Raw genomic sequence first — 18,152 nt, forward strand, 5'->3', positions numbered from 1 at the left:
GTGCTATATTTCTGTGGTGAGAAAAAGTTTTCTACCGCCAGATAGATTTTCGTGTGAGGGGATGCGGTGAACGGACAGCAATTATTCCATAGCTTCTTGCCTGGTGTGACAGCAGCGGTATTGACAACGCAGCCTGCTTGGGCTGGTACTATAAAAGTCAATGGGGTACAGCTGGCGTCTTCTGGTAGTGTCTTGACTTCTACCTATGGAAGTCCCTTGGTTGCGGATATGATGAATCCGCAGCCGACTCAGACTGTAGGCAATAATTTTCCCGACCTAGTAGCAACTCCAAGTTGGACTTCACTCAATGTGAAACCTGGAAGTAGTTATAGTATTACGGTAATACAAACGCGAAATACTAGTCACACAGGCTTGATAACACCTAGGAAAGATCAAAACAGATTTTTGAGTTTGACACCTAGCTCAAATTCTTCCCAACAGGTAGATCAGAATCCTGGTGCCCAAAACAACTCAAAACCGACTAACTTAGGCACTTGGGGGCAGAAATCACAGCCGATATTCGTTCCTACTTTTAGCTCAACACCCGATTCTGTCCACAAAGAAACCTTGGAAACCTTACCCCCATCGTCTTCGCTACCAACAGTGTTACAACCTGTCGGTACAGGGACAGGATCGACAAGCCTGTTAGACATGTCGAGTTGCAAAACTACTCCTTCAGCAGCTTTACTAGTTTCCTCCAAAGCTTGTCTACAAAAAATTGCGCCTAGAGAGCGGGTGGCTCAGAGTAATACCTCGACTACGCCACCAAGCGGGAATTTTGCTCCGGCTGGTGTTGTATCAACTCCGACTACGCCAGCAAAGGTAAATCAGGCTCCCGGTGGTAACGTACCAACTCCGACTACACCAGCAAAGGTAAATCCGGCTCCGGGTGGTAACGTACCAACTCCGACTACGCCAGCAAACGTGACTCCTGCGCCTGCGGATGCTGATCAAATTTTTGATAAGCTTAAACCTAACCCCAATCCCCTGCAATTTCCGACCAAGCCAGAGGAAGTAAAGCTGGAAGGAAATCAGCCGATTACTTTAGCACAGGCTTTAGAGATAGCAAAGCGGAATAACCGTGATCTGCAGGTGTCCTTATTGGAGTTACAACGTAATCAAGCCGCTTTAAAGGAAGCACAAGCTGCGTTGTTTCCCACTGTGGGTCTTCAAGCAGATTTGACACGCCAGCGGGATACTGGACAGACGTTGGGTGCGAAACAAAATGAGCAAGAACAACAGCAAGCACAAGCTGGTCTACCACCTGAATTGCGTACACCTATTATAAGGCGTAACGCACCTGAAATTACGAGTTTCTCCAGTACTGCACAACTGACATATAACCTCTACACCTCTGGAAGTCGGCTAGCGGCCATTGGAGTAGCGGAGGAACAGGTACGCAGTAGCGAATTGGCTGTAGAGAGTAGGTCTGAGGAAATTCGTCTGAATGTCTCCACAGAGTATTACGATTTGCAACAAGCTGATGAACAAGTACGCATTGCCCAATCGGCGGTGAAAAATGCTGCGGCGAGTTTGCGGGATGCAGAGGCTTTAGAGCGAGCTGGGGTGGGTACTCGATTCGATGTGCTGCGCTCTCAGGTGAATTTAGCCAACGCTACCCAAGACTTAACTAATGCTATTTCCCAGCAGCAAGTAGCCCGTCGCCGCCTAGCGACCCGGTTGAGTGTGCCGCAGTCGGTGAATATCACTACAGCAGACCCTGTAAAATTAGCCGGTCTTTGGAACCAGTCATTGGAGCAAAGTATTGTCCTAGCTTTTCAAAACCGTCCAGAACTGCAACAACAATTGGCGCAACGCAACATTAGCGAGCAACGGCGACGGGAGGCGCTGGCGGCTCTAGGTCCACAAGTTAGTTTGATCGCTAGCTACAGCCTGTTAGACCAATTTAACGATTCTGTGAGCATTGCTGATGGTTATTCAGTGGGAGTCAGAGCAACGTTGAATTTGTTTGATGGGGGAGCAGCAAAAGCAAGAGCAGCTCAACAGAAAGCTAATATTGCGATCGCAGAAACTAACTTTGCTGAACAGCGTAACCAAATCCGGTTTCAGGTAGAACAAGCCTTTTCTAGCCAGCAATCTAATTTGGAGAATGTTAACACAGCCAGTACTGCTCTCGAACAAGCTAGGGAGGCTCTACGTTTAGCCCGGTTGCGCTTCCAAGCTGGTGTCGGTACTCAAACAGATGTGATTAACTCTGAAAATGACCTTACCAGAGCCGAAGGTAATCGCATCAGGGCTATTTTGGATTACAATCGGGCTTTGGCTAATTTACAACGCGCTGTCACAATTAGGGCATTCCGTTAATTTAGTCATTAGTCATTAGTCATTAGTCATTAGTCAATTAAACCACAGTCTCCGGGGCACAGCAATGCTGTGCCCCTACTCTGTTGTCTATTTACAGGAAGATATTCTAAATGTATTTACTGAAAGAAATATTTTTTTGATATAAAAAATACAATTATCATATATATGATAATTGTATATAGCCGAATGCAATTGAGTGGAGTACACAACTTGAGGGCGCACAGCAATGCTGTGCCCTTACCCGTGTATTTCGGCTTTAGATTAAAGCATAATCACTCAAAATTGGAATAACATAACTAAGTATTTAAAGCCTAATCTCGTAGAATAACTCATGACTACAGTCACATCGCAGGAAATTGCACAGTTTCGCTCCCAATTAGCAGATGATCCCAGGGCGATGGAAGCACTGGACTTGATTGAGGACTGTGAGGGGGATTTAGAAGATGCAGCGATGACGTTAGCCATTAAGGCTGGACAAGAACCAGAAAGAGCAAATTCAGAATGGTTAGACGCTTTGGCTAGAAAATGGCGGGCTGTGATTTGCGAACAAGATTTTCGCGAAGACTTGTTTAATGGCTCAGTCCAGAAAATGATAGCACACCTCTATACAATCCCCGCGTTTCCGAAGATATTGGCAACACCAGTTTTGCTCTATGTCCTCAAGCAAGGTGTGAACAATTTTTGTGCGCCATTAGATTTGCTAAAATAAGTAGGTTGGCACAAATAAACCTTACTTGCTTGGGTCGTCATTGGTCATTAGTCACTGGTAAGGTTTTGGGGCATAATCTAGACCTTGGCAGTTTTGGGTAGGTTTTACCGAAGGGTTGATTACTGGTTGACCAGCACTGATACGCTGTTAATTAAAGCAAAACTTCAAAAAGACAACTCCTCAAAAAATCAATGTATTACCTTGTTGCCGTATTACCAGACCGTATCCAAGCTGAATCTGCTTATTTAGCCTTAGAAAAACAAGACATCAAAAGTACCATCCTGGGTAAAGGATACAAAACAGCTGACGAGTTCGGCTTAATTGACCCCCAAGACCAAGCGAAAAAACAAGCAACCCTGATGACATACTGGCTAGTACCATTTGGCTTTTTCGCTGGTTTTACTTTCAGTCTGATTACTGGTTTAAATACCTTTGCCTGGGCGGGTGAAATTGGCAATCATATTATTGGGGGACTACTAGGCGCTGGTAGTGGTGCTATGGGTGCTGTGTTTGTCGGTGGTGGAGTCGGCTTACTTGTGGGGAGTGGTGATGCTTTACCCTACCGCAATCGTTTGGATGCGGGTAAATACTTGATTGTGGTTCAGGGTTCGGAAACTCTCACTCGCCAAGCAACCCGCATTTTACGTCAGTTTGAGCCAGAAAATATTCAAGGTTATGCTGACACTACTGTTTGACACTCTCAGGTCTAAAGTGTGTAGGGTGCGTCAGCAGCGAGAAAACTGGGCTTAGGCGAGAGATTATTGCTACTGACGCACCTTACTTATTGGATATTTTTTTTAACTGGAAGTCCCTAATTTTTATTTTTGCCACGAGTCTAGGAAAAAATGTTATAAATTGTTACCGATGCTATGTGGTAAATTACTGAAGCACAAAACATGAACTGGTGAGTTAAACTCTGTTAGCGCATTCTACAGATTGACGATTCACTTTATATATCAATAATAATGAATCATTTATTACAAATAACAACACCTCGGTTGGAGTTGATTCCCTGTTCTTTGGAGGTAGCACAAAGCGTTGTTGCTCAAAATAAATTGGAAGTAGAGAACCTGTTAGGGGTAAGGGTTCCTGATGATTGGTATGCTGGTGAGGTTTTAGATTTTTTCCCAGCCTATGCTCAAATGCTGGCAGAAGACCCATCTCAGCTAGGTTGGGGTGTGTGGCTGATGATTCATAATGAGGATTATACCCTGATTGGGGATTTGGGATTTGGTGGCAAACCTGATCAACAGGGATCTGTGGAAATCGGTTATGAGGTCTTACCAAAGTATCGCGACCAAGGATATGCTTTTGAAGCAGTACAAGCACTGGTAAATTTTGCTTTTACTCAGCCAGAACTCAAAAGAATTATCGCCCATTGTCCAGAGAATATCCCTGCCTCAATTCGGATTTTAGAAAAACTAGGCATGCAACACTTAGAAATATTTGATACTAATGATTATCCAACTGCGCCTATGTTGAAATGGCAGATGACGCTAGAATCAAACAGTAGTTATTAGTCAAGAGTCAAGAGTCTAGAGTCTAGAGTCTAGGGTTAATGGTTAATATTTGGACTTTGGACTGTTGACCTTGGACTGTTGACTCATCACTCAAAATTCAGAATTTTTGAGAATGTTGCCAAGAGAAGAACTGTTAAAAGGTGTTGAAAATCGAGATAGTGTAGCTCGTGTCATCGATCAGGCAGAACAAGCAATCAAAACTTGGGAAGTTGTGTTGACAGATTTTCTGTCTCCCCCAGAATTGGCTGAAATTCAACGGGTGTTCAGTCGGTTAACAGAGGTACAATTGGTGGCTTGGGGTGGATATCCGCAAGCAGAACGCCAAAGAATGGCGATCGCCCGTGCGGAAATTCCCCTAGATCAATCTCAAGTCGCCCTTGTGGCTCTGGAAATTGCTGGTAATTTTTTGTTTGATACAGCAACTCACCGTGACTTTTTAGGCGCAATGCTAGGAACGGGTATTGTCCGCGACAAGACGGGGGATATCATTGTCTTAGGCGAACGAGGGGCACAGACAATTGTCGCCCCGGAGTTGGTGGAATTTTTGCAGATGAATCTCAACCAGGTGCGATCGGTTCCCGTGAAAACCCAGGGGATTGAGATCAGCGAGTTAAAGGTTAGAGAACCGAAGAAAAAAGAATTGACGACAGTAGAGGCTTCTTTAAGATTAGACGCGATCGCCTCCGCTGGTTTTGGGATGTCCCGCAGCAAAATGGTTGATTTAATTGATGCTGGTGATGTCCGCGTCAACTGGAAAGAAGTCACCCAAGCTAGTTCCCAAGTTAAAACAGGTGACTTAATCGCCATTCGCAGCAAGGGACGCTTAGAAGTTGGGGAAATTGCTGTCACTAAAAAAGACCGCTATCGGGTGCTTTTGACAAGGTATATGTAACATACTGAGCGGTCCTTGTGGAGTTGGCTCTAGACCCAAATTTTCGGTAATTTTCTGACGGCGATTGGGAATACTAGGATTATAAGTAACCAATTATATCTATGTACCGTCTCAATAAACGAGCCTGGAAAATTTTGCGTGCGGAAGTTGACAGATGCAGTGGTGATGATAAATTCGGTAAAATGGAGCGAGAAATAGTAATTGAGCGATTAGACAAGCTGCGGAAAGAAAAAGGCTCTCCTGCAAGTTTAGATGACCTGCGTGATGCTGTTGTCGATACATATCCCCAATTTAGCGAGAAGGTTCTCAAGCAAGCTGCACAAGCTAATAAAGCACCTGGTGTATTTACCAAAATCAAATGGGTAACTATATTTTTCAGTAGTGCAGCGGGTTTGGTGTGGGTAGTGAATTTGCCATATCCGATGATTCGCTGGCCTGTAGCCAAAGCTGCGCCAATTTTGCTTTTACCTAGCTACATCAGTATGGATTATAACTATCGTGGAGCGATTAAAAATTTAGAGCAAGCAGACCAGTTAGTAAATAAAGCTACGAGTCCGGCGGATATTCAGCAGGGTGGTGAGAAAGTTAAAGCCGCACAAAAGCATCTGGATAATTTACCAGTTTGGTTTTTAGGGTATTATCCTCAAGCTTACTGTGGTTTATTTGGTTGTAGTTGGAACTTCACCTTCGATGAGTTTGAATCAGCGCGTCGCCAAACAGCGCGGATAGAAGCGATAGTTTTTCAAGATCAGAATGCTTTTGCACCCCTAGCTGAAGCCGAAAAGTCTCTGAAGGAGGCGAAACAGCAATATGAAGAGGCTACTGAGATTAAAGATAGAGAAAAAGCGATCGCATCTTGGCAAGCTGCTATAGATCAATTAGACCAAATTCCTCAACAAACATTGGCTGGGGAAAACGCACAAACTAAACTTAAAGCCTACAAACGTGATTTTGATAATGCACGTATCGGTACATTAATTGCAGCTGCTGAACAATTTAATTTAGAAGCTGACGAAATTCAACCAACACAACCCAAAGTTGCATCAGAATTATGGGAACAGGCGATTAACCGCCTTAACCAAATCCCTAGAGACAATCCTCAATATCTGCAAGCACAGAAATTACTGGCAGCTTACCAAGTAAAATTGAAAACAGTTGTTGACCCTCGTAGCGATAACTATATTGAAGGTGCAAAACAATTTGCGTTAGCTGCAGCCAAAGCATCGCAAAATCCACCCCACCCAGCAGATAAGTGGGAACAAATCGCCAAATTATGGCAAAAATCAATTGACCAGCTAGAAAAAATCCCCGTGGAAGACCCAAGTTATGTGACAGCGCAAAAGTTACTAGCAGAGTATCAAACTAATTTAGGCGTTATTCAAATTCGCCAGAAAGCCGAAAGTGAAGGACAAGCAACGCTCAAAGAGGCGAATCAGCAAATTCAACGGTTGATTGCTTCTAGTTCCTCAGACCCTCAGCAGCTAAAAGCGCAAATTCAAGGGATTATCAATCAACTACAAAGTATCAAAAACGGGACTACAGCCTATGCAGAAGCGCAAAGACTGGTGATATCGGCACAAAATAGGCTGAAAAAGTAAGTTTTTGTTGGTTTTGAATGCCTGCGGTTAGTTTAACAAATGCCGTTAGGCATTACTCAAAATATTTATTTGCTTTGGAGAGAAAGTTATGCTATAGTGAATAATCGTGTGGTTAAGGACGTATAGCTCAGTTGGTTAGAGCGCTACGTTGACATCGTAGAGGTCACTGGTTCGAATCCAGTTACGTCCATTTTTATTTGTTGTCGGTTGCCAAATTATTTGACTTTTGACAAATTATTTTCCACAAGCGATGGCTACGCCCGCCGCATGCATCGCTCTTCGTTGTAGAGTTTGAATGCTTCGATACCATACACGAGCCTATAGCCAGCAAGTTGAAAGATTAGGGCGTGTTTTCAAAGTCTTATAAAATACCACCAAAACGCTGATACATATATATTTCGCGTAGGGGCACGGCAATGCCGTGCCCCTACAGCTGGTATGATATCGTGTGGATTTAGGGGTATCTAAAAATTTATGCGGCTAAACAAATAGTTTGAAATCGCGGGACTAGGCTGAAGCAATTTGGAAGTGTGTTGGAGTGTCTCTCAACAACAGATATACTGGCAAAGCATTAGTGTTGCAATCTCACCATCTACTATGGGCAAACTCACGCTCCCACAACTAGAACGTCATCTTTTTTCGGCTGCGGATATTCTGCGGGGAAAAATGGACGCTTCGGAATTTAAAGAATATATCTTCGGGATGCTTTTTTTAAACCGCGCCTCGGATGTGTTTGAGCAGCAGTATGAGCAGATTTTGCAGCAGAATTTGCAAAGGGGACGGACACCAGAAGAGGCAAAAATGAGGGGAGAAAACCCCATGAGTTATCAAGAAACTTTTTTTGTACCAGAAAAAGCGCGGTGGGTATATATTCGTGATGAGCTACATAAAAACGTCGCTGATGGATTAAATAAGGCTTTGGCTGCACTGGAGGAAAGTAACCAAGCATGGCTCTTCCGTACTTAGCGTGCTGAATTTATTAAATAATCCGCTTGAAACCCTTGCAGAGCTAAGATAATAGCCATTATTTTCTGTATTTTATATCATATTGCTAAAAATTAAATTATGAACGCCTGTAAGCCTTACTTTTAAAGCAAATTTATAGACTTTAATTAATAATTAAGCACGCTAAGTACGCAAGAACCGAGAAAACAGGAGTTTTATGATGAAATTAGCAAATCCTTTGTATTATCCGGTTGCGGTTTTGGCTGGGGGAATTACTCTTTTTATTGGTGTGCGTTTTATTCAATTACCTAGCATTATCATGTTACCTGTGGCTACTGGGATTACTGTTGCTGGTGCGAGTTATTTGAAATCCCGTGAACCGGAATCCTTTGAGTTAGATAATCCTGAATTAGAACGGGAATTGATAGCGGTGAAGAATTCGGCTTTGGCTTTGGTAGGTAAAGCTAATGATTTGAAAATTGAAGCGAAAAAGCTGTTAAATGATTCGTTTCAAATCGAACTTTTAAGCGCAGTTCAATTTAGTTGCGATCGCGCTGTGGAATTACCTGCGAAAATCGATATTCTGGCGCGGCGTTTGCAGGGTAGTAATGCTTTACTTTCTGTGCAGGAATTACAACAGCAATTGACGGAGGTACAGCAGAAGTTACCAGCTAGTTCTGGGGTGGCGAAGCAACATCTTAATCAATTAGCTGAGAGTCTGAAAAGGAATATTCAATTAGCGCAGGAAGGACAAGATACTCGTTTGGCGCAAGTGGTGAGTTTATCTACCCAAATTCAAGATTTTGCAGGGGTTTTGCAGCAGGTGCAGACTAAATTACATTCTTCTGATTTAACTGATTCGGAGCAAATTCTGGAGTTACAAGCGCTGAGTGATGAGTTGAGTAGTTTGCGCGACAATGTGTATTTGTTGGTGCGGAAGTAAGAGATATTTGGTGTTGGTGATGAGTTGGATGAATTTAGTCTCACGCATTCGCGGAGCGTCCCGTAGGGAAGGCGCAAAGGCGCAAAGGATTATTGTCAACTCTTGCTCTCTGCGCCTGGGTGTGAAAGAAATGTGTGTTGATTGTTGGTGATAAAGGCGAAATTACATTGGAAACTTAAGTGGAGGAAACTATGAAGATTATTAAAAAAATCTCTGAAAATATTGTTCTTCATGAAACAAAATTGGGCAGTCATATGATGCATATCATATCTTTATTAGTATTCGATGTACCACTTGCCATAACAGGGTTATTCTTAATGTCTCTTGCTTTTATTATGTCTGAAATTGATCAACAACAAACACTAAACTGTACTCGTCTTGAAGCGACTCAGGTAAACTGTCGAGTGCAAGAAAAAAGGATCAATGAAAAGAACGAAAAGCCACCAATACAGCTAACTGGGGCTGAATTGATTGAACAAGAAGAATTTGGAGAAAACGGTTCGTACAAGGTATATCAGATTGAATTGTATTCAAAAACGGGAAAGCAATACTTCGGGTATGGCAAACAGGATAACGCAGAATTAAAGACGGTTGTTAATCAGATAAATCTTTTTATTACCAACCCTAACCAACGCATTTTCCAGGTGCAGCAAAGCAAAATGAGCCAAGATTCATTATCATCATCTATGATTTGGTTTATCGTTTCCTTGATGCTTTTAGTGTTTAGCATATACTCGTTATATAGAAATATCCAAGGCATCTTTTTTTATCCAGTGGATAAAACCTGGGATTTTGACCGTAATCTAAATAAGCTAACAGTTACTGAAAAGTTTCTCTTCAACCGCAGGAAAAAAACTGAATACTCTCTTGCTCAACCCAGCCTGGAAATCAATTCTTATGATTATATAGATAGTGATGGTGATGAGCATACTACCTACACACTTTATTTCATTTCTGATGAAAAAGAAAAATTGGTATTATATTTAGGTATTTCACAAGAACTTGCTGAACAATGGCATGATGTAATTACAGAATTTCTAAACTTAAACATCGAAAATCCTGAAGCCACATAACCTCCCTTCCTCCTTTGCGCCTTTGCGCCTTTGCGTGAGCCAAAAAAATCTTATTCAACAAAGAGGTAAAATATGAAAACCCTAAACAAAACCAAACAACAAACACAAACAATTCAATCCCTCGCCATCATCCTCGCAGCATTAGGCTTAACCTACGCACCAATACCCGGCTTACAACAAACAATAATCATCGTCAGTGGCACCGAATTACAAGAACCACTGCAAAAACTAAAAGCGCAATTTGAACAAGCAAACTCTGGTATTAAATTAGATCTACAATTTCAAGGCTCCCAAGATATGGTCAATAATTATGTTGACCAAAAGAACGATTTCAAACCTACAGTCTTAATTCCCGCCAATGGAGAAATTTTAACACAATTAAGCGATCGCCTCAAAGCCACCGACAACAGCGAACCTTTTTATGATTCTCCTCGACCTGTCGCCAAAACTATCTTAGTCGGCATAGCTTGGCCGGAACGTGGTAAAATACTCTTCCCGGATGGACGCTTTCAATGGTCGAGAGTTGAACAAGCAATGCAAGGCGGTAGTTGGGATAAAATTGGTGGTTCTAGTAACTGGGGTAGTTTTGATTTTGTCACCACAGACCCCACCCGTTCTAACAGCGGTCAGGTAACATTAAGTTTATGGGCGCAATCAAAATTAGGCGGAACCCTCAACAGCGCTAGTTTCAGCAATGAGTCTGTGCGATCGCTGTTTAGTTTGGTGAAAAAATCCGTTTATCAACCACCCCGTTCCACAGATATTTTACTGCAAGAATTTATAGCCAAAGGTCCCAATGACGCTGATGTCGCTACAGTATATGAAAGTGTAGCGCTTTATCGTTGGCAACAATCAGCGGCGAATCAAGGTAAACCTTATCAGGTATTTTATTTAAATCCGACAATTGAGTCAACTGCCACAGCAGCAATTGTCCGCCGGGATGTAGATAATAGTAGTGCAAATGCAGCGCGAAAATTTCTCGACTTTCTCACCCAACCAGAACAACAAGCGGTGTTAGTACAGTATGGCTTTCGTCCGGTGAATAATGCTGTTGATATCAAAGCTGTCCCCAATAGTCCCTGGAGTCAGAATATTCCTGGTGCAGAAGTCACACCCAGTGTACAAACTCTACCACTCCCAAATGCTCAAACAATCACCGAAATTCAACGCGCATGGGAAAGGGCGAATTAAAGTAATCCTAATAATCCTAGGGTGCGTGACGCTTCGATAAATATTGTACCCAGCTTACTTGACTTGTGGCGTCACGCACCATTCTTTAAATGTGACACGGGGAAATGGGTTAGGGTCAGAAAATCCAAACTAAAATTACTCGTTATGGTGGACATAGCCCTACCTACAGATACTGAGATTTGTTCAAAAATCAAATAGGAATGCTATAGGATGTCATGATATCAGACCAAAATGTCGGAATAAAGTGACAAAAAATCAAAGCATCGCATCAAAATATTTTACAAAATTTATATCATGGTACTATCATGGTTAATTTGTCAAATATATAATACTTATTGTTTTATGACATGGCATTTAAATTAAATATGCTTTCAATTGTGAAACTAGAAAATAAGTAAGTCGGTGCGAATAAACAGAACTATCAAAACCTTATCAACGCTTAGAAAAATAACAAACAACAAGCCTTGTAAGTAACGTTTATTTGTCCCCAATTGCTTAGTCCGAACAGGATTGATTTTTGACGATAAGTCTTATATGAATAACAATAAGGAGTAAAAATTAATTCTCCTCCAACTTCTGTGGGTATGAACTATGGCTACAACTGACATCGTTTTTCTACAAGACTTGACTGGATCATATTTTGATGACTTACCCAGACTAAAGACCTTACTTCCTGCGGTAGTCAACCGATTAACCAACCCTAATCTAAGTCTGATTTTTGGTTCTAATCTTCAATTTGGTCTTGCCTCTTTCAAGGATAAACCAGTATCGCCTTTCGGTGGTTTTGGTGATTATGTTTACAAAAAAGAGGTCTCTTTAACCACTAATGCAGCACTGGTTAAGACAGCCGTCAATGGATTTTCTGCTAGTGGCGGTGGTGACTTACCCGAATCACAATTAGAAGCACTTTTACAAGCTGCCAAAGATAGTACTATTGGTTACAGAGTAGGCTCAAAGCGCATTGTTTTCCTAGCTACCGATGCGGCCTATCATGTTGCAGGGGATGGTCTCACACTAGCCCCTGGGACTATCACTGTGCCTAATAACGGAGATGGCATTATCAGTGCAAATGAGGATTATCCAGGTATTTTGCAAGTCAAGAACGCTCTAATTGCAAATAATATTATTCCGGTTTTTGTAGTTACCAGTGGTGTTAAAAGTAGTTATGACGGGCTGGTTGCCAGTTTAGGTCTGGGTATTGTGACAACTCTTGATAGTAACAGCGAGAATGTAGCTGATGTCATAAAATTTGCGATCGCCAAAGTGAACGGCATAATAAGCCCAGGGGGAGAGGGAACCAACGGCGATGACATCATTAATGGCTCTACTGTAGGTACGACTGGCGATAAGGTTGTTTTTAGTGGGGGTGGTAATGACGAGGTGAACCTCAGTGCTGTTACTGGGAATCATTTCATTGATGGAGGAGCGGGTTTTGATACCCTTTTTGGTGGGATTGGTCAAGATAAAATTGACGCAGGTAGTGGTCATGACGAGTTAATAGGAGGAAGTGGTAACGATATTCTCCTGGGTAGTAGTGGCGACGATACCATTATCGGGGGCAGCGGCAACGATACCATTCAAGGAGATAGTGGCGACGATCTTCTAACTGGAGGATTGGGTAACGATAGGTTTGTATTTGACACTGGTTCGCCATTTACGGCTGCTGACCTCGGAATAGATACAATCAACGACTTCCGACGACTTGCAGGTAATACTGACAAAATTGAACTATCGCGAGATACTTTCAACCTTCTACCTATTGGGCCTACCTTATCGTCATTGGACTTTGCTTCTGTGGCTACTGACGCTTTAGCCGAAATAAGTACTGCCAAAATTGTTTACAGTACTGGAACTCGTAGCCTGTTTTATAACACAAATGGTACAACATCTGGATTTGGTTCAGGAGGTCAATTCGCACTGTTTGGAGTGAGTACTCCCACTCTAATAGCCAGTGATTTTGTGATTGTTGATTAATAAATTCATATTTCCACTCAGCAAAGCCAAAGCTTAGTATCTTGTAGGGTGCGTCAGAGCTTCTAACACACCCTAGTACAGCTTGGCCCAAATAAGCAGACCATTAAAAGCCGCGAAAATCTGATTGCTCGCAAGGCTTAAAAATGGTATGTGTATTTACGCCGCACGGTACTAGGGACTCAAATATTGGTTAATTTATTTTTTGGTAGTCCCTTAGAGGATGTTTGAAAAGTCCGTTTTCATGTGTCCTGGCGATTAGAAATCGCGGCTACACAGACAAAACCTGCCTCCGCAGGTTGGAAAAACCTTAATATTGTGTTAGTCCACGGAGGTGGACTTTGCTTGTGTAGTAGCGAATTCTATTCGCCCAAAACTTTTCAAACATCCTCTTAGACAAACAACCGTGCGACAGAGCAAACAAAATCTGGTAAGATTGGTGAAAAGAGTTCATCTGTGGCAAATAATGTTGCTACTAATTTGAGAACAGCTTTTTCTCGGCGATACACTTCCACTTGTTGTAATTGCCAATTTAAAATCCAATATTCTTGAACGCCTCTAGAACCATACAATTTTAGTTTGATTTCCCGATCTCGTCGTTCATTCTGTGTTCCTGGAGAGAGTACCTCTACAACCAACTCAGGCGCACCTGTTAAATGTCCTTCATTATCCAACAAAAGCGCTAGGCGTTCTTTACTTACCCAAACCACATCGGGAATCACATTATCTGCATCACTAAAAATAATACCAGGGTTAGGAACAGTTTCGCCTAGACCTGTTGAGATTGACCAAGTTCTTAATTCCCCATAGATATTACCAGTAGCTTTTTGATGTCCCCAATGTGGCGCCCTAGTCACAAATAATTCTCCATCGATAATTTCGTAGCGATTGCCGTTATCTGGCAATAACTCTAAATCCGCGCTTGTCCAGCGTACTCTTTCATCAATGGTTTGGCTCATAAGAACCCTTCAGATATCACTACTAATATACTATCGGACGGGAGCAATTGGCACATATAACAGACATAATTAACTGCTAATCTAATTGACATACTGCGTGTTGCCACTATTGTACCAAAAAGCCGTCCTAGAAAAACTTGGCTTTAGACCCAAATTTTCGGTAAAATTAAGGACTTGATTGGTAAGGGGAATTCTATGGAAGAACAGCAGGATTACCACATGTCTGTGGCAGAATTTCGCCACTGGGGATATAAAACCATTGATTGGATTGCCGATTACTTAGAAAATGTCGAGAAATACCCCGTGCTTTCACAAGTCAAGCCTGGGGATATCAGAGCCAAGTTACCAGAAACTGCTCCCTTGCAGGGGGAATCTTTCGAGGCCATTTTAACAGACCTTTCCCAAATCATTGTACCAGGATTGACTCATTGGCAATCTCCCAATTTCTTCGCTTTTTTTCCTAGTGGGATATCTGCGCCCTCAATTCTGGGAGAATTAATTAGTGGCGGTATGGGTGTACAGGGGATGTTATGGGCGACTTCTCCAGCTTGTACGGAGTTAGAAACCCATGTGCTTGATTGGCTGGTAGATATGCTGGACCTACCTTTGCAGTTCAAATCTTCTGGAACTGGGGGAGGAGTAATTCAAGATTCAGCCAGTAGTGCAAGTCTGGTGGCGCTGATAGCCGCTAGGGAACAGGCGAATGCAGATATCAATCAATTGGTTGCTTACACTTCGACTCAGGCGCACTCTTCGATTGAGAAAGGGGTGAAAATTGCGGGGATACGGCGCGAAAATTTCCGCTCCATTGAAGTGGATGCTAACTATGCAATGCGTCCAGATGCATTAGAGAAGTGTATTTTAGCAGATATTCAAGCTGGTTTGACGCCTTGTTATATTGCAGCCACCGTGGGGACAACTTCATCCCATGCTGTTGATCCAATATCTCAGTTGGGAGCGATCGCCCAAAAATATCATATCTGGCTGCATGTTGATGGGGCAATGAGCGGCACTGCGGCTCTATGTCCTGAGTTCCGCTGGATTCATCAAGGGTTAGAGTTAGTCGATAGCTATTGCTTCAATCCCCATAAATGGATGCTGACTAATTTTGATTGCACCTGTTTTTATGTGCAAAATCGAGCCAAGCTCATAGCAGCCCTTTCCGTCATCCCAGAATACCTCAAAAATCAAGCGAGTGAATCTGGGGAAGTCATTGACTATCGGGATTGGCAAATTCCTTTAGGACGAAGATTCCGCAGCCTCAAACTCTGGTTTGTAATTCGTCATTATGGCATTGAGGGTTTACAACATTATATCCGCAAGCACGTAGCTTTAGCACAAGAGTTTGCCCAGTGGGTAAAATCAGACTCCCGTTTTGAATTAGCTGCAAATCCGCCGTTGAATTTAGTCTGCTTTCGTCACAAAGGCGGTGATGAGATTAACCAGCAAATTCTCAACAGTCTTAATTCTTCAGGAAAACTCTACCTCAGCCCCACAAAACTCGACCAAAAACTCACTCTGCGAATGTCGATTGGTCAAGCAACAACTGAAAGTATTCATGTGCAACAAGCGTGGAATTTAATCTCTAAAATAGATGGTATTTGAGAATGAAAAGCGATAAACTGGTATTAAAGTCTTTAGAGGATGTTTTAAAAGTCTGTTTTGATGTGCCTATCTGCGTGATACAAATTCATATTTCCACTCAGCAAAGCCAAAGTTTAATATCTTGTAGGGTGCGTCAGATGTCAAAAATTGCTTGATTATCAACAATTTCTCAAATCTGACACACCCTACTCCAGCGCTACTACCAGCAAAATGCTTTCTTACCAATTAGCGACAGCATCGGCGATCGCTTCTTTGGCTGCTTCTAAAGACTTTTCGCGGGCTTCGTCACTCAAGTTCAGGCTATCAGCATGGATAAAGGTAATAAGGTACTTACTAAAAAGTAACTATGAAAGCTGAAGCACAAAACGATAGCAGGCTGACTTGTGAAGTGGAAACAACGCTAAAAGTGATTGGCGGACGCTGGAAGGTTTTGATTATTAGAGAATTAATGTTAGGCGTCAAACGATTTGGTGAATTACAGCGTTCCTTACCCGGAGTTACGCAAAAAATGCTCACTCAGCAACTCAGGGAAATGGAAGAAGACGGGATTATTCATCGAGAGGTTTACGCACAAATTCCCCCAAAAGTGGAATATTCACTCACACCTTTGGGAGAAAGCCTGACACCAATTCTCTATGCAATGCACGAATGGGCTGTGAAAAATTTAGTGCAAAAAAGATAATTGTTGGTTCTTAGTTGTCAGTTGTCATTTGTCATTTGTTAAAATATAACCAACGCCTGTAAGGTTTATTTGCGCCAACCTAACTAACTCTAATCTAGAAATACTTGAGGTTCAACTTGAAAACGTTGTGCTAACTGTTGAACTTGACTCAGGGTTAATGCTTGATGTTTGTTTAAAATAGCTTCTATTGTTTCCGATGTACCAATTTCAGGCAAATCTGATAAACTTAGTCGATGTTCCTCGATTAAATAAGCTAATACATCACTCCCGCTACAAATAGGGATAGAATGATGTTCTGCTTCATAAGCCTCAATCAGCGTCCCTAAAGTATCAAGAAAATTATAAAGAGGATGCTGTTCATTAGTGCCAATTTCATCAATTAAATCATTTAATCGCTTGATTGCTTGCTCATACTCTTCCTCATTGCGAATCTTCATTTGCTGGATTTATTATGGTAGCCTGAACGGTACTTTGAATTTTTATGCGTTGGTTTTCAAATATTCAATAGCCGCTTCTAATTTTGACGGGTATCCTTCAGCAAACCGTTCAAACCACAGTCCTTCAGGCGACAATGGATCTAATTTTTCTAACCATTCCTTGGCGAGAGTTTTCAAAGCCTCTAGTTGTTTGGCTTGAAGTTGTTCTTGTCGAATCTGTTCCTGTTTTAATTCTTGCTGTCTTCTGGCTTCCTGGGCTATATCCCGTTCGGTAAAATCAGCCTTCACTTCCTCTAAAAGGTTATCTATTAAAGATTCCCCCTTTGATAGCGGCTTACTTAATGGTTGTGCTGCGTTTGGCGGCTGTATCCCAGAGGGTTTGGGGTTTTTGTATTCAGTTTGGAGTTCAGCTAACAACTTATCAATACCATCCATTCTTGCAAGTCCTATAAAGAAAATAAGTAAGTCGGTAATTGCACCAAACTATATTAAGAAACGTAAATATTCCCCAAACCCTTACTTACAGCAATTTTCATTGATTTGAACCACAGATCCTCGTAGGGGCGCAAGGCCTTGCGCCCCTACCGCGTGGTCTATTTACCTGAAAACTGCTGTAACTAGTCATTAATAGCATTAAGTAGCACTTCTGATAGACTTAAATCCTCCATATCATCCATTGTAATGGTGTCACAGATATCAAACTTCGCACCAGCCCCTTGGAGTTCATCATCCAAGACTTTGAGGAAGCGGGTAGCCTGGGGATCTGTACCAACTTGAATAAAAGAAAGAGCTAATTCTTCATCACGATCCATGCGACGAGAAGCTTCGATAATCACCTTCATCACTGCTTTGCGATCATCTGGTTCACCATCGGTAACAATTAAAATTGTCTCACCATTTGGCTTAGTTTGACCAGAGTCCTTACGTTGAAAGTAATCATCAGTTGCATGTTTTAATACCCCCGCTAAATCAGTCGTTCCAGAGGGGTCATTTTCTCGAAAAATTTGTCCTACCTTACTTGTTGTCACATTTTCATAGCGCTTGAATTTACCAGAAAATACATAAACTGTGATCCCATCTGGGTCAAATTGTTCGCATTTACTAGCTAAAGCTAAGGTAGATTCTTGAGCTGCTAACCATCGGCTTCTACCACCCTTTTGATCTGGGGTAGCCATGCTGCCGCTTTTGTCGATAATTAAGGTGTAATCACGATTTTCTAACATTTCTAAATTCTCCTTTTATTCAGTTATTAAGCAAATCGGTGGAAACCCAACTATATTATGAAACATAAACAGGACTGAG

General features: G+C 42.1%; 17 protein-coding genes, 1 tRNA gene and 1 pseudogene. 14 read left to right on the forward strand and 5 right to left on the reverse strand.

Going from position 1 to position 18,152, the window contains the following annotated elements; genetic code table 11:
• Positions 1–66 precede the first annotated feature (66 nt).
• The 12 genes from HEQ19_03590 to HEQ19_03645 all read left to right on the forward strand — a co-directional run bounded on the left by HEQ19_03590 (position 67) and on the right by HEQ19_03645 (position 13,170).
• The gene (locus tag HEQ19_03590; GenBank protein ID WYL98740.1) at positions 67–2,325 is read left to right on the forward strand and encodes a TolC family protein; all 2,259 of its coding nucleotides are present in this window, start codon (positions 67–69) and stop codon (positions 2,323–2,325) included.
• A 331-nt stretch (positions 2,326–2,656) separates the two neighbouring features.
• Positions 2,657–3,034, forward strand: coding sequence for a hypothetical protein (locus tag HEQ19_03595; GenBank protein WYL98741.1), 378 nt, complete (start codon positions 2,657–2,659; stop codon positions 3,032–3,034).
• 191 nt (positions 3,035–3,225) lie between these two features.
• On the forward strand, positions 3,226–3,729 hold the full coding sequence (locus tag HEQ19_03600; GenBank protein WYL98742.1) for a hypothetical protein: 504 nt from the start codon (positions 3,226–3,228) through the stop codon (positions 3,727–3,729).
• Positions 3,730–3,999: 270 nt separating this feature from the next.
• Positions 4,000–4,554, forward strand: a complete 555-nt coding sequence (locus HEQ19_03605) for a GNAT family N-acetyltransferase (protein WYL98743.1) — start codon at positions 4,000–4,002, stop codon at positions 4,552–4,554.
• Positions 4,555–4,666: 112 nt separating this feature from the next.
• Positions 4,667–5,446 (forward strand): photosystem II S4 domain protein, encoded by a 780-nt coding sequence (locus tag HEQ19_03610; protein WYL98744.1) that lies wholly within the window; start codon positions 4,667–4,669, stop codon positions 5,444–5,446.
• Positions 5,447–5,547: 101 nt separating this feature from the next.
• Positions 5,548–7,044 carry a hypothetical protein gene (locus HEQ19_03615; GenBank protein ID WYL98745.1) on the forward strand — a complete coding sequence of 499 codons (1,497 nt, stop codon included), beginning with the start codon at positions 5,548–5,550 and terminating at the stop codon, positions 7,042–7,044.
• Positions 7,045–7,160: 116 nt separating this feature from the next.
• A tRNA-Val gene (locus HEQ19_03620) sits at positions 7,161–7,234 on the forward strand.
• A 407-nt stretch (positions 7,235–7,641) separates the two neighbouring features.
• The gene (locus HEQ19_03625) at positions 7,642–8,010 is read left to right on the forward strand and encodes a type I restriction-modification system subunit M N-terminal domain-containing protein (GenBank protein WZI67102.1); all 369 of its coding nucleotides are present in this window, start codon (positions 7,642–7,644) and stop codon (positions 8,008–8,010) included.
• A gap of 196 nt (positions 8,011–8,206) precedes the next feature.
• Positions 8,207–8,932 (forward strand): hypothetical protein, encoded by a 726-nt coding sequence (locus tag HEQ19_03630; GenBank protein WYL98746.1) that lies wholly within the window; start codon positions 8,207–8,209, stop codon positions 8,930–8,932.
• Between the two features lie 191 nt (positions 8,933–9,123).
• A complete protein-coding gene (locus tag HEQ19_03635) occupies positions 9,124–10,005 on the forward strand; it encodes a hypothetical protein (protein WYL98747.1) in 882 nt (293 codons plus the stop codon).
• Between the two features lie 72 nt (positions 10,006–10,077).
• The gene (locus tag HEQ19_03640; protein ID WYL98748.1) at positions 10,078–11,196 is read left to right on the forward strand and encodes an extracellular solute-binding protein; all 1,119 of its coding nucleotides are present in this window, start codon (positions 10,078–10,080) and stop codon (positions 11,194–11,196) included.
• Positions 11,197–11,787: 591 nt separating this feature from the next.
• Positions 11,788–13,170 carry a VWA domain-containing protein gene (locus tag HEQ19_03645; protein WYL98749.1) on the forward strand — a complete coding sequence of 461 codons (1,383 nt, stop codon included), beginning with the start codon at positions 11,788–11,790 and terminating at the stop codon, positions 13,168–13,170.
• Positions 13,171–13,559: 389 nt separating this feature from the next.
• Here HEQ19_03645 and HEQ19_03650 read toward each other — a convergent pair whose 3' ends face one another.
• Positions 13,560–14,126 (reverse strand): Uma2 family endonuclease, encoded by a 567-nt coding sequence (locus HEQ19_03650; protein WYL98750.1) that lies wholly within the window; start codon positions 14,124–14,126, stop codon positions 13,560–13,562.
• 195 nt (positions 14,127–14,321) lie between these two features.
• Here HEQ19_03650 and HEQ19_03655 point away from each other — a divergent pair, with 195 nt between their 5' ends.
• Positions 14,322–15,731, forward strand: coding sequence for a pyridoxal-dependent decarboxylase (locus HEQ19_03655; protein ID WYL98751.1), 1,410 nt, complete (start codon positions 14,322–14,324; stop codon positions 15,729–15,731).
• Between the two features lie 218 nt (positions 15,732–15,949).
• On the opposite strand, the pseudogene HEQ19_03660 reads toward HEQ19_03655, so the two are convergent.
• Positions 15,950–16,054 (reverse strand): annotated as a pseudogene (locus HEQ19_03660) (FMN-dependent NADH-azoreductase).
• Between the two features lie 23 nt (positions 16,055–16,077).
• Here HEQ19_03660 and HEQ19_03665 point away from each other — a divergent pair.
• Positions 16,078–16,413 (forward strand): helix-turn-helix domain-containing protein, encoded by a 336-nt coding sequence (locus HEQ19_03665; GenBank protein WYL98752.1) that lies wholly within the window; start codon positions 16,078–16,080, stop codon positions 16,411–16,413.
• Positions 16,414–16,502: 89 nt separating this feature from the next.
• On the opposite strand, the gene HEQ19_03670 is transcribed toward HEQ19_03665, so the two are convergent.
• From HEQ19_03670 to HEQ19_03680, 3 genes are all read right to left on the reverse strand, one after another.
• On the reverse strand, positions 16,503–16,850 hold the full coding sequence (locus HEQ19_03670) for a transcriptional regulator (GenBank protein ID WYL98753.1): 348 nt from the start codon (positions 16,848–16,850) through the stop codon (positions 16,503–16,505).
• Positions 16,851–16,892: 42 nt separating this feature from the next.
• Positions 16,893–17,285 carry a hypothetical protein gene (locus tag HEQ19_03675; protein ID WYL98754.1) on the reverse strand — a complete coding sequence of 131 codons (393 nt, stop codon included), beginning with the start codon at positions 17,283–17,285 and terminating at the stop codon, positions 16,893–16,895.
• A gap of 182 nt (positions 17,286–17,467) precedes the next feature.
• Entirely contained in the window at positions 17,468–18,073 is a 606-nt protein-coding gene (locus tag HEQ19_03680; protein ID WYL98755.1) for a VWA domain-containing protein, read from the reverse strand.
• Positions 18,074–18,152 lie beyond the last annotated feature (79 nt).

It is taken from the genome of Gloeotrichia echinulata CP02 (assembly GCA_038087035.1).
In the GTDB taxonomy this organism is placed as follows: domain Bacteria; phylum Cyanobacteriota; class Cyanobacteriia; order Cyanobacteriales; family Nostocaceae; genus Gloeotrichia; species Gloeotrichia echinulata.

Excerpts from the sequence above, each read along its gene's own strand:
- HEQ19_03595 (WYL98741.1), top strand. The coding sequence starts at position 2,657 with ATGACTACAGTCACATCGCAGGAAATTGCACAGTTTCGCTCCCAATTA.
- HEQ19_03600 (WYL98742.1), top strand. The coding sequence starts at position 3,226 with ATGTATTACCTTGTTGCCGTATTACCAGACCGTATCCAAGCTGAATCT.
- HEQ19_03605 (WYL98743.1), top strand. The coding sequence starts at position 4,000 with ATGAATCATTTATTACAAATAACAACACCTCGGTTGGAGTTGATTCCC.
- HEQ19_03610 (WYL98744.1), top strand. The coding sequence starts at position 4,667 with ATGTTGCCAAGAGAAGAACTGTTAAAAGGTGTTGAAAATCGAGATAGT.
- HEQ19_03615 (WYL98745.1), top strand. The coding sequence starts at position 5,548 with ATGTACCGTCTCAATAAACGAGCCTGGAAAATTTTGCGTGCGGAAGTT.
- HEQ19_03625 (WZI67102.1), top strand. The coding sequence starts at position 7,642 with ATGGGCAAACTCACGCTCCCACAACTAGAACGTCATCTTTTTTCGGCT.
- HEQ19_03630 (WYL98746.1), top strand. The coding sequence starts at position 8,207 with ATGATGAAATTAGCAAATCCTTTGTATTATCCGGTTGCGGTTTTGGCT.
- HEQ19_03635 (WYL98747.1), top strand. The coding sequence starts at position 9,124 with ATGAAGATTATTAAAAAAATCTCTGAAAATATTGTTCTTCATGAAACA.
- HEQ19_03640 (WYL98748.1), top strand. The coding sequence starts at position 10,078 with ATGAAAACCCTAAACAAAACCAAACAACAAACACAAACAATTCAATCC.
- HEQ19_03645 (WYL98749.1), top strand. The coding sequence starts at position 11,788 with ATGGCTACAACTGACATCGTTTTTCTACAAGACTTGACTGGATCATAT.
- HEQ19_03650 (WYL98750.1), bottom strand. The coding sequence starts at position 14,126 with ATGAGCCAAACCATTGATGAAAGAGTACGCTGGACAAGCGCGGATTTA.
- HEQ19_03655 (WYL98751.1), top strand. The coding sequence starts at position 14,322 with ATGGAAGAACAGCAGGATTACCACATGTCTGTGGCAGAATTTCGCCAC.
- HEQ19_03665 (WYL98752.1), top strand. The coding sequence starts at position 16,078 with ATGAAAGCTGAAGCACAAAACGATAGCAGGCTGACTTGTGAAGTGGAA.
- HEQ19_03670 (WYL98753.1), bottom strand. The coding sequence starts at position 16,850 with ATGAAGATTCGCAATGAGGAAGAGTATGAGCAAGCAATCAAGCGATTA.
- HEQ19_03675 (WYL98754.1), bottom strand. The coding sequence starts at position 17,285 with ATGGATGGTATTGATAAGTTGTTAGCTGAACTCCAAACTGAATACAAA.
- HEQ19_03680 (WYL98755.1), bottom strand. The coding sequence starts at position 18,073 with ATGTTAGAAAATCGTGATTACACCTTAATTATCGACAAAAGCGGCAGC.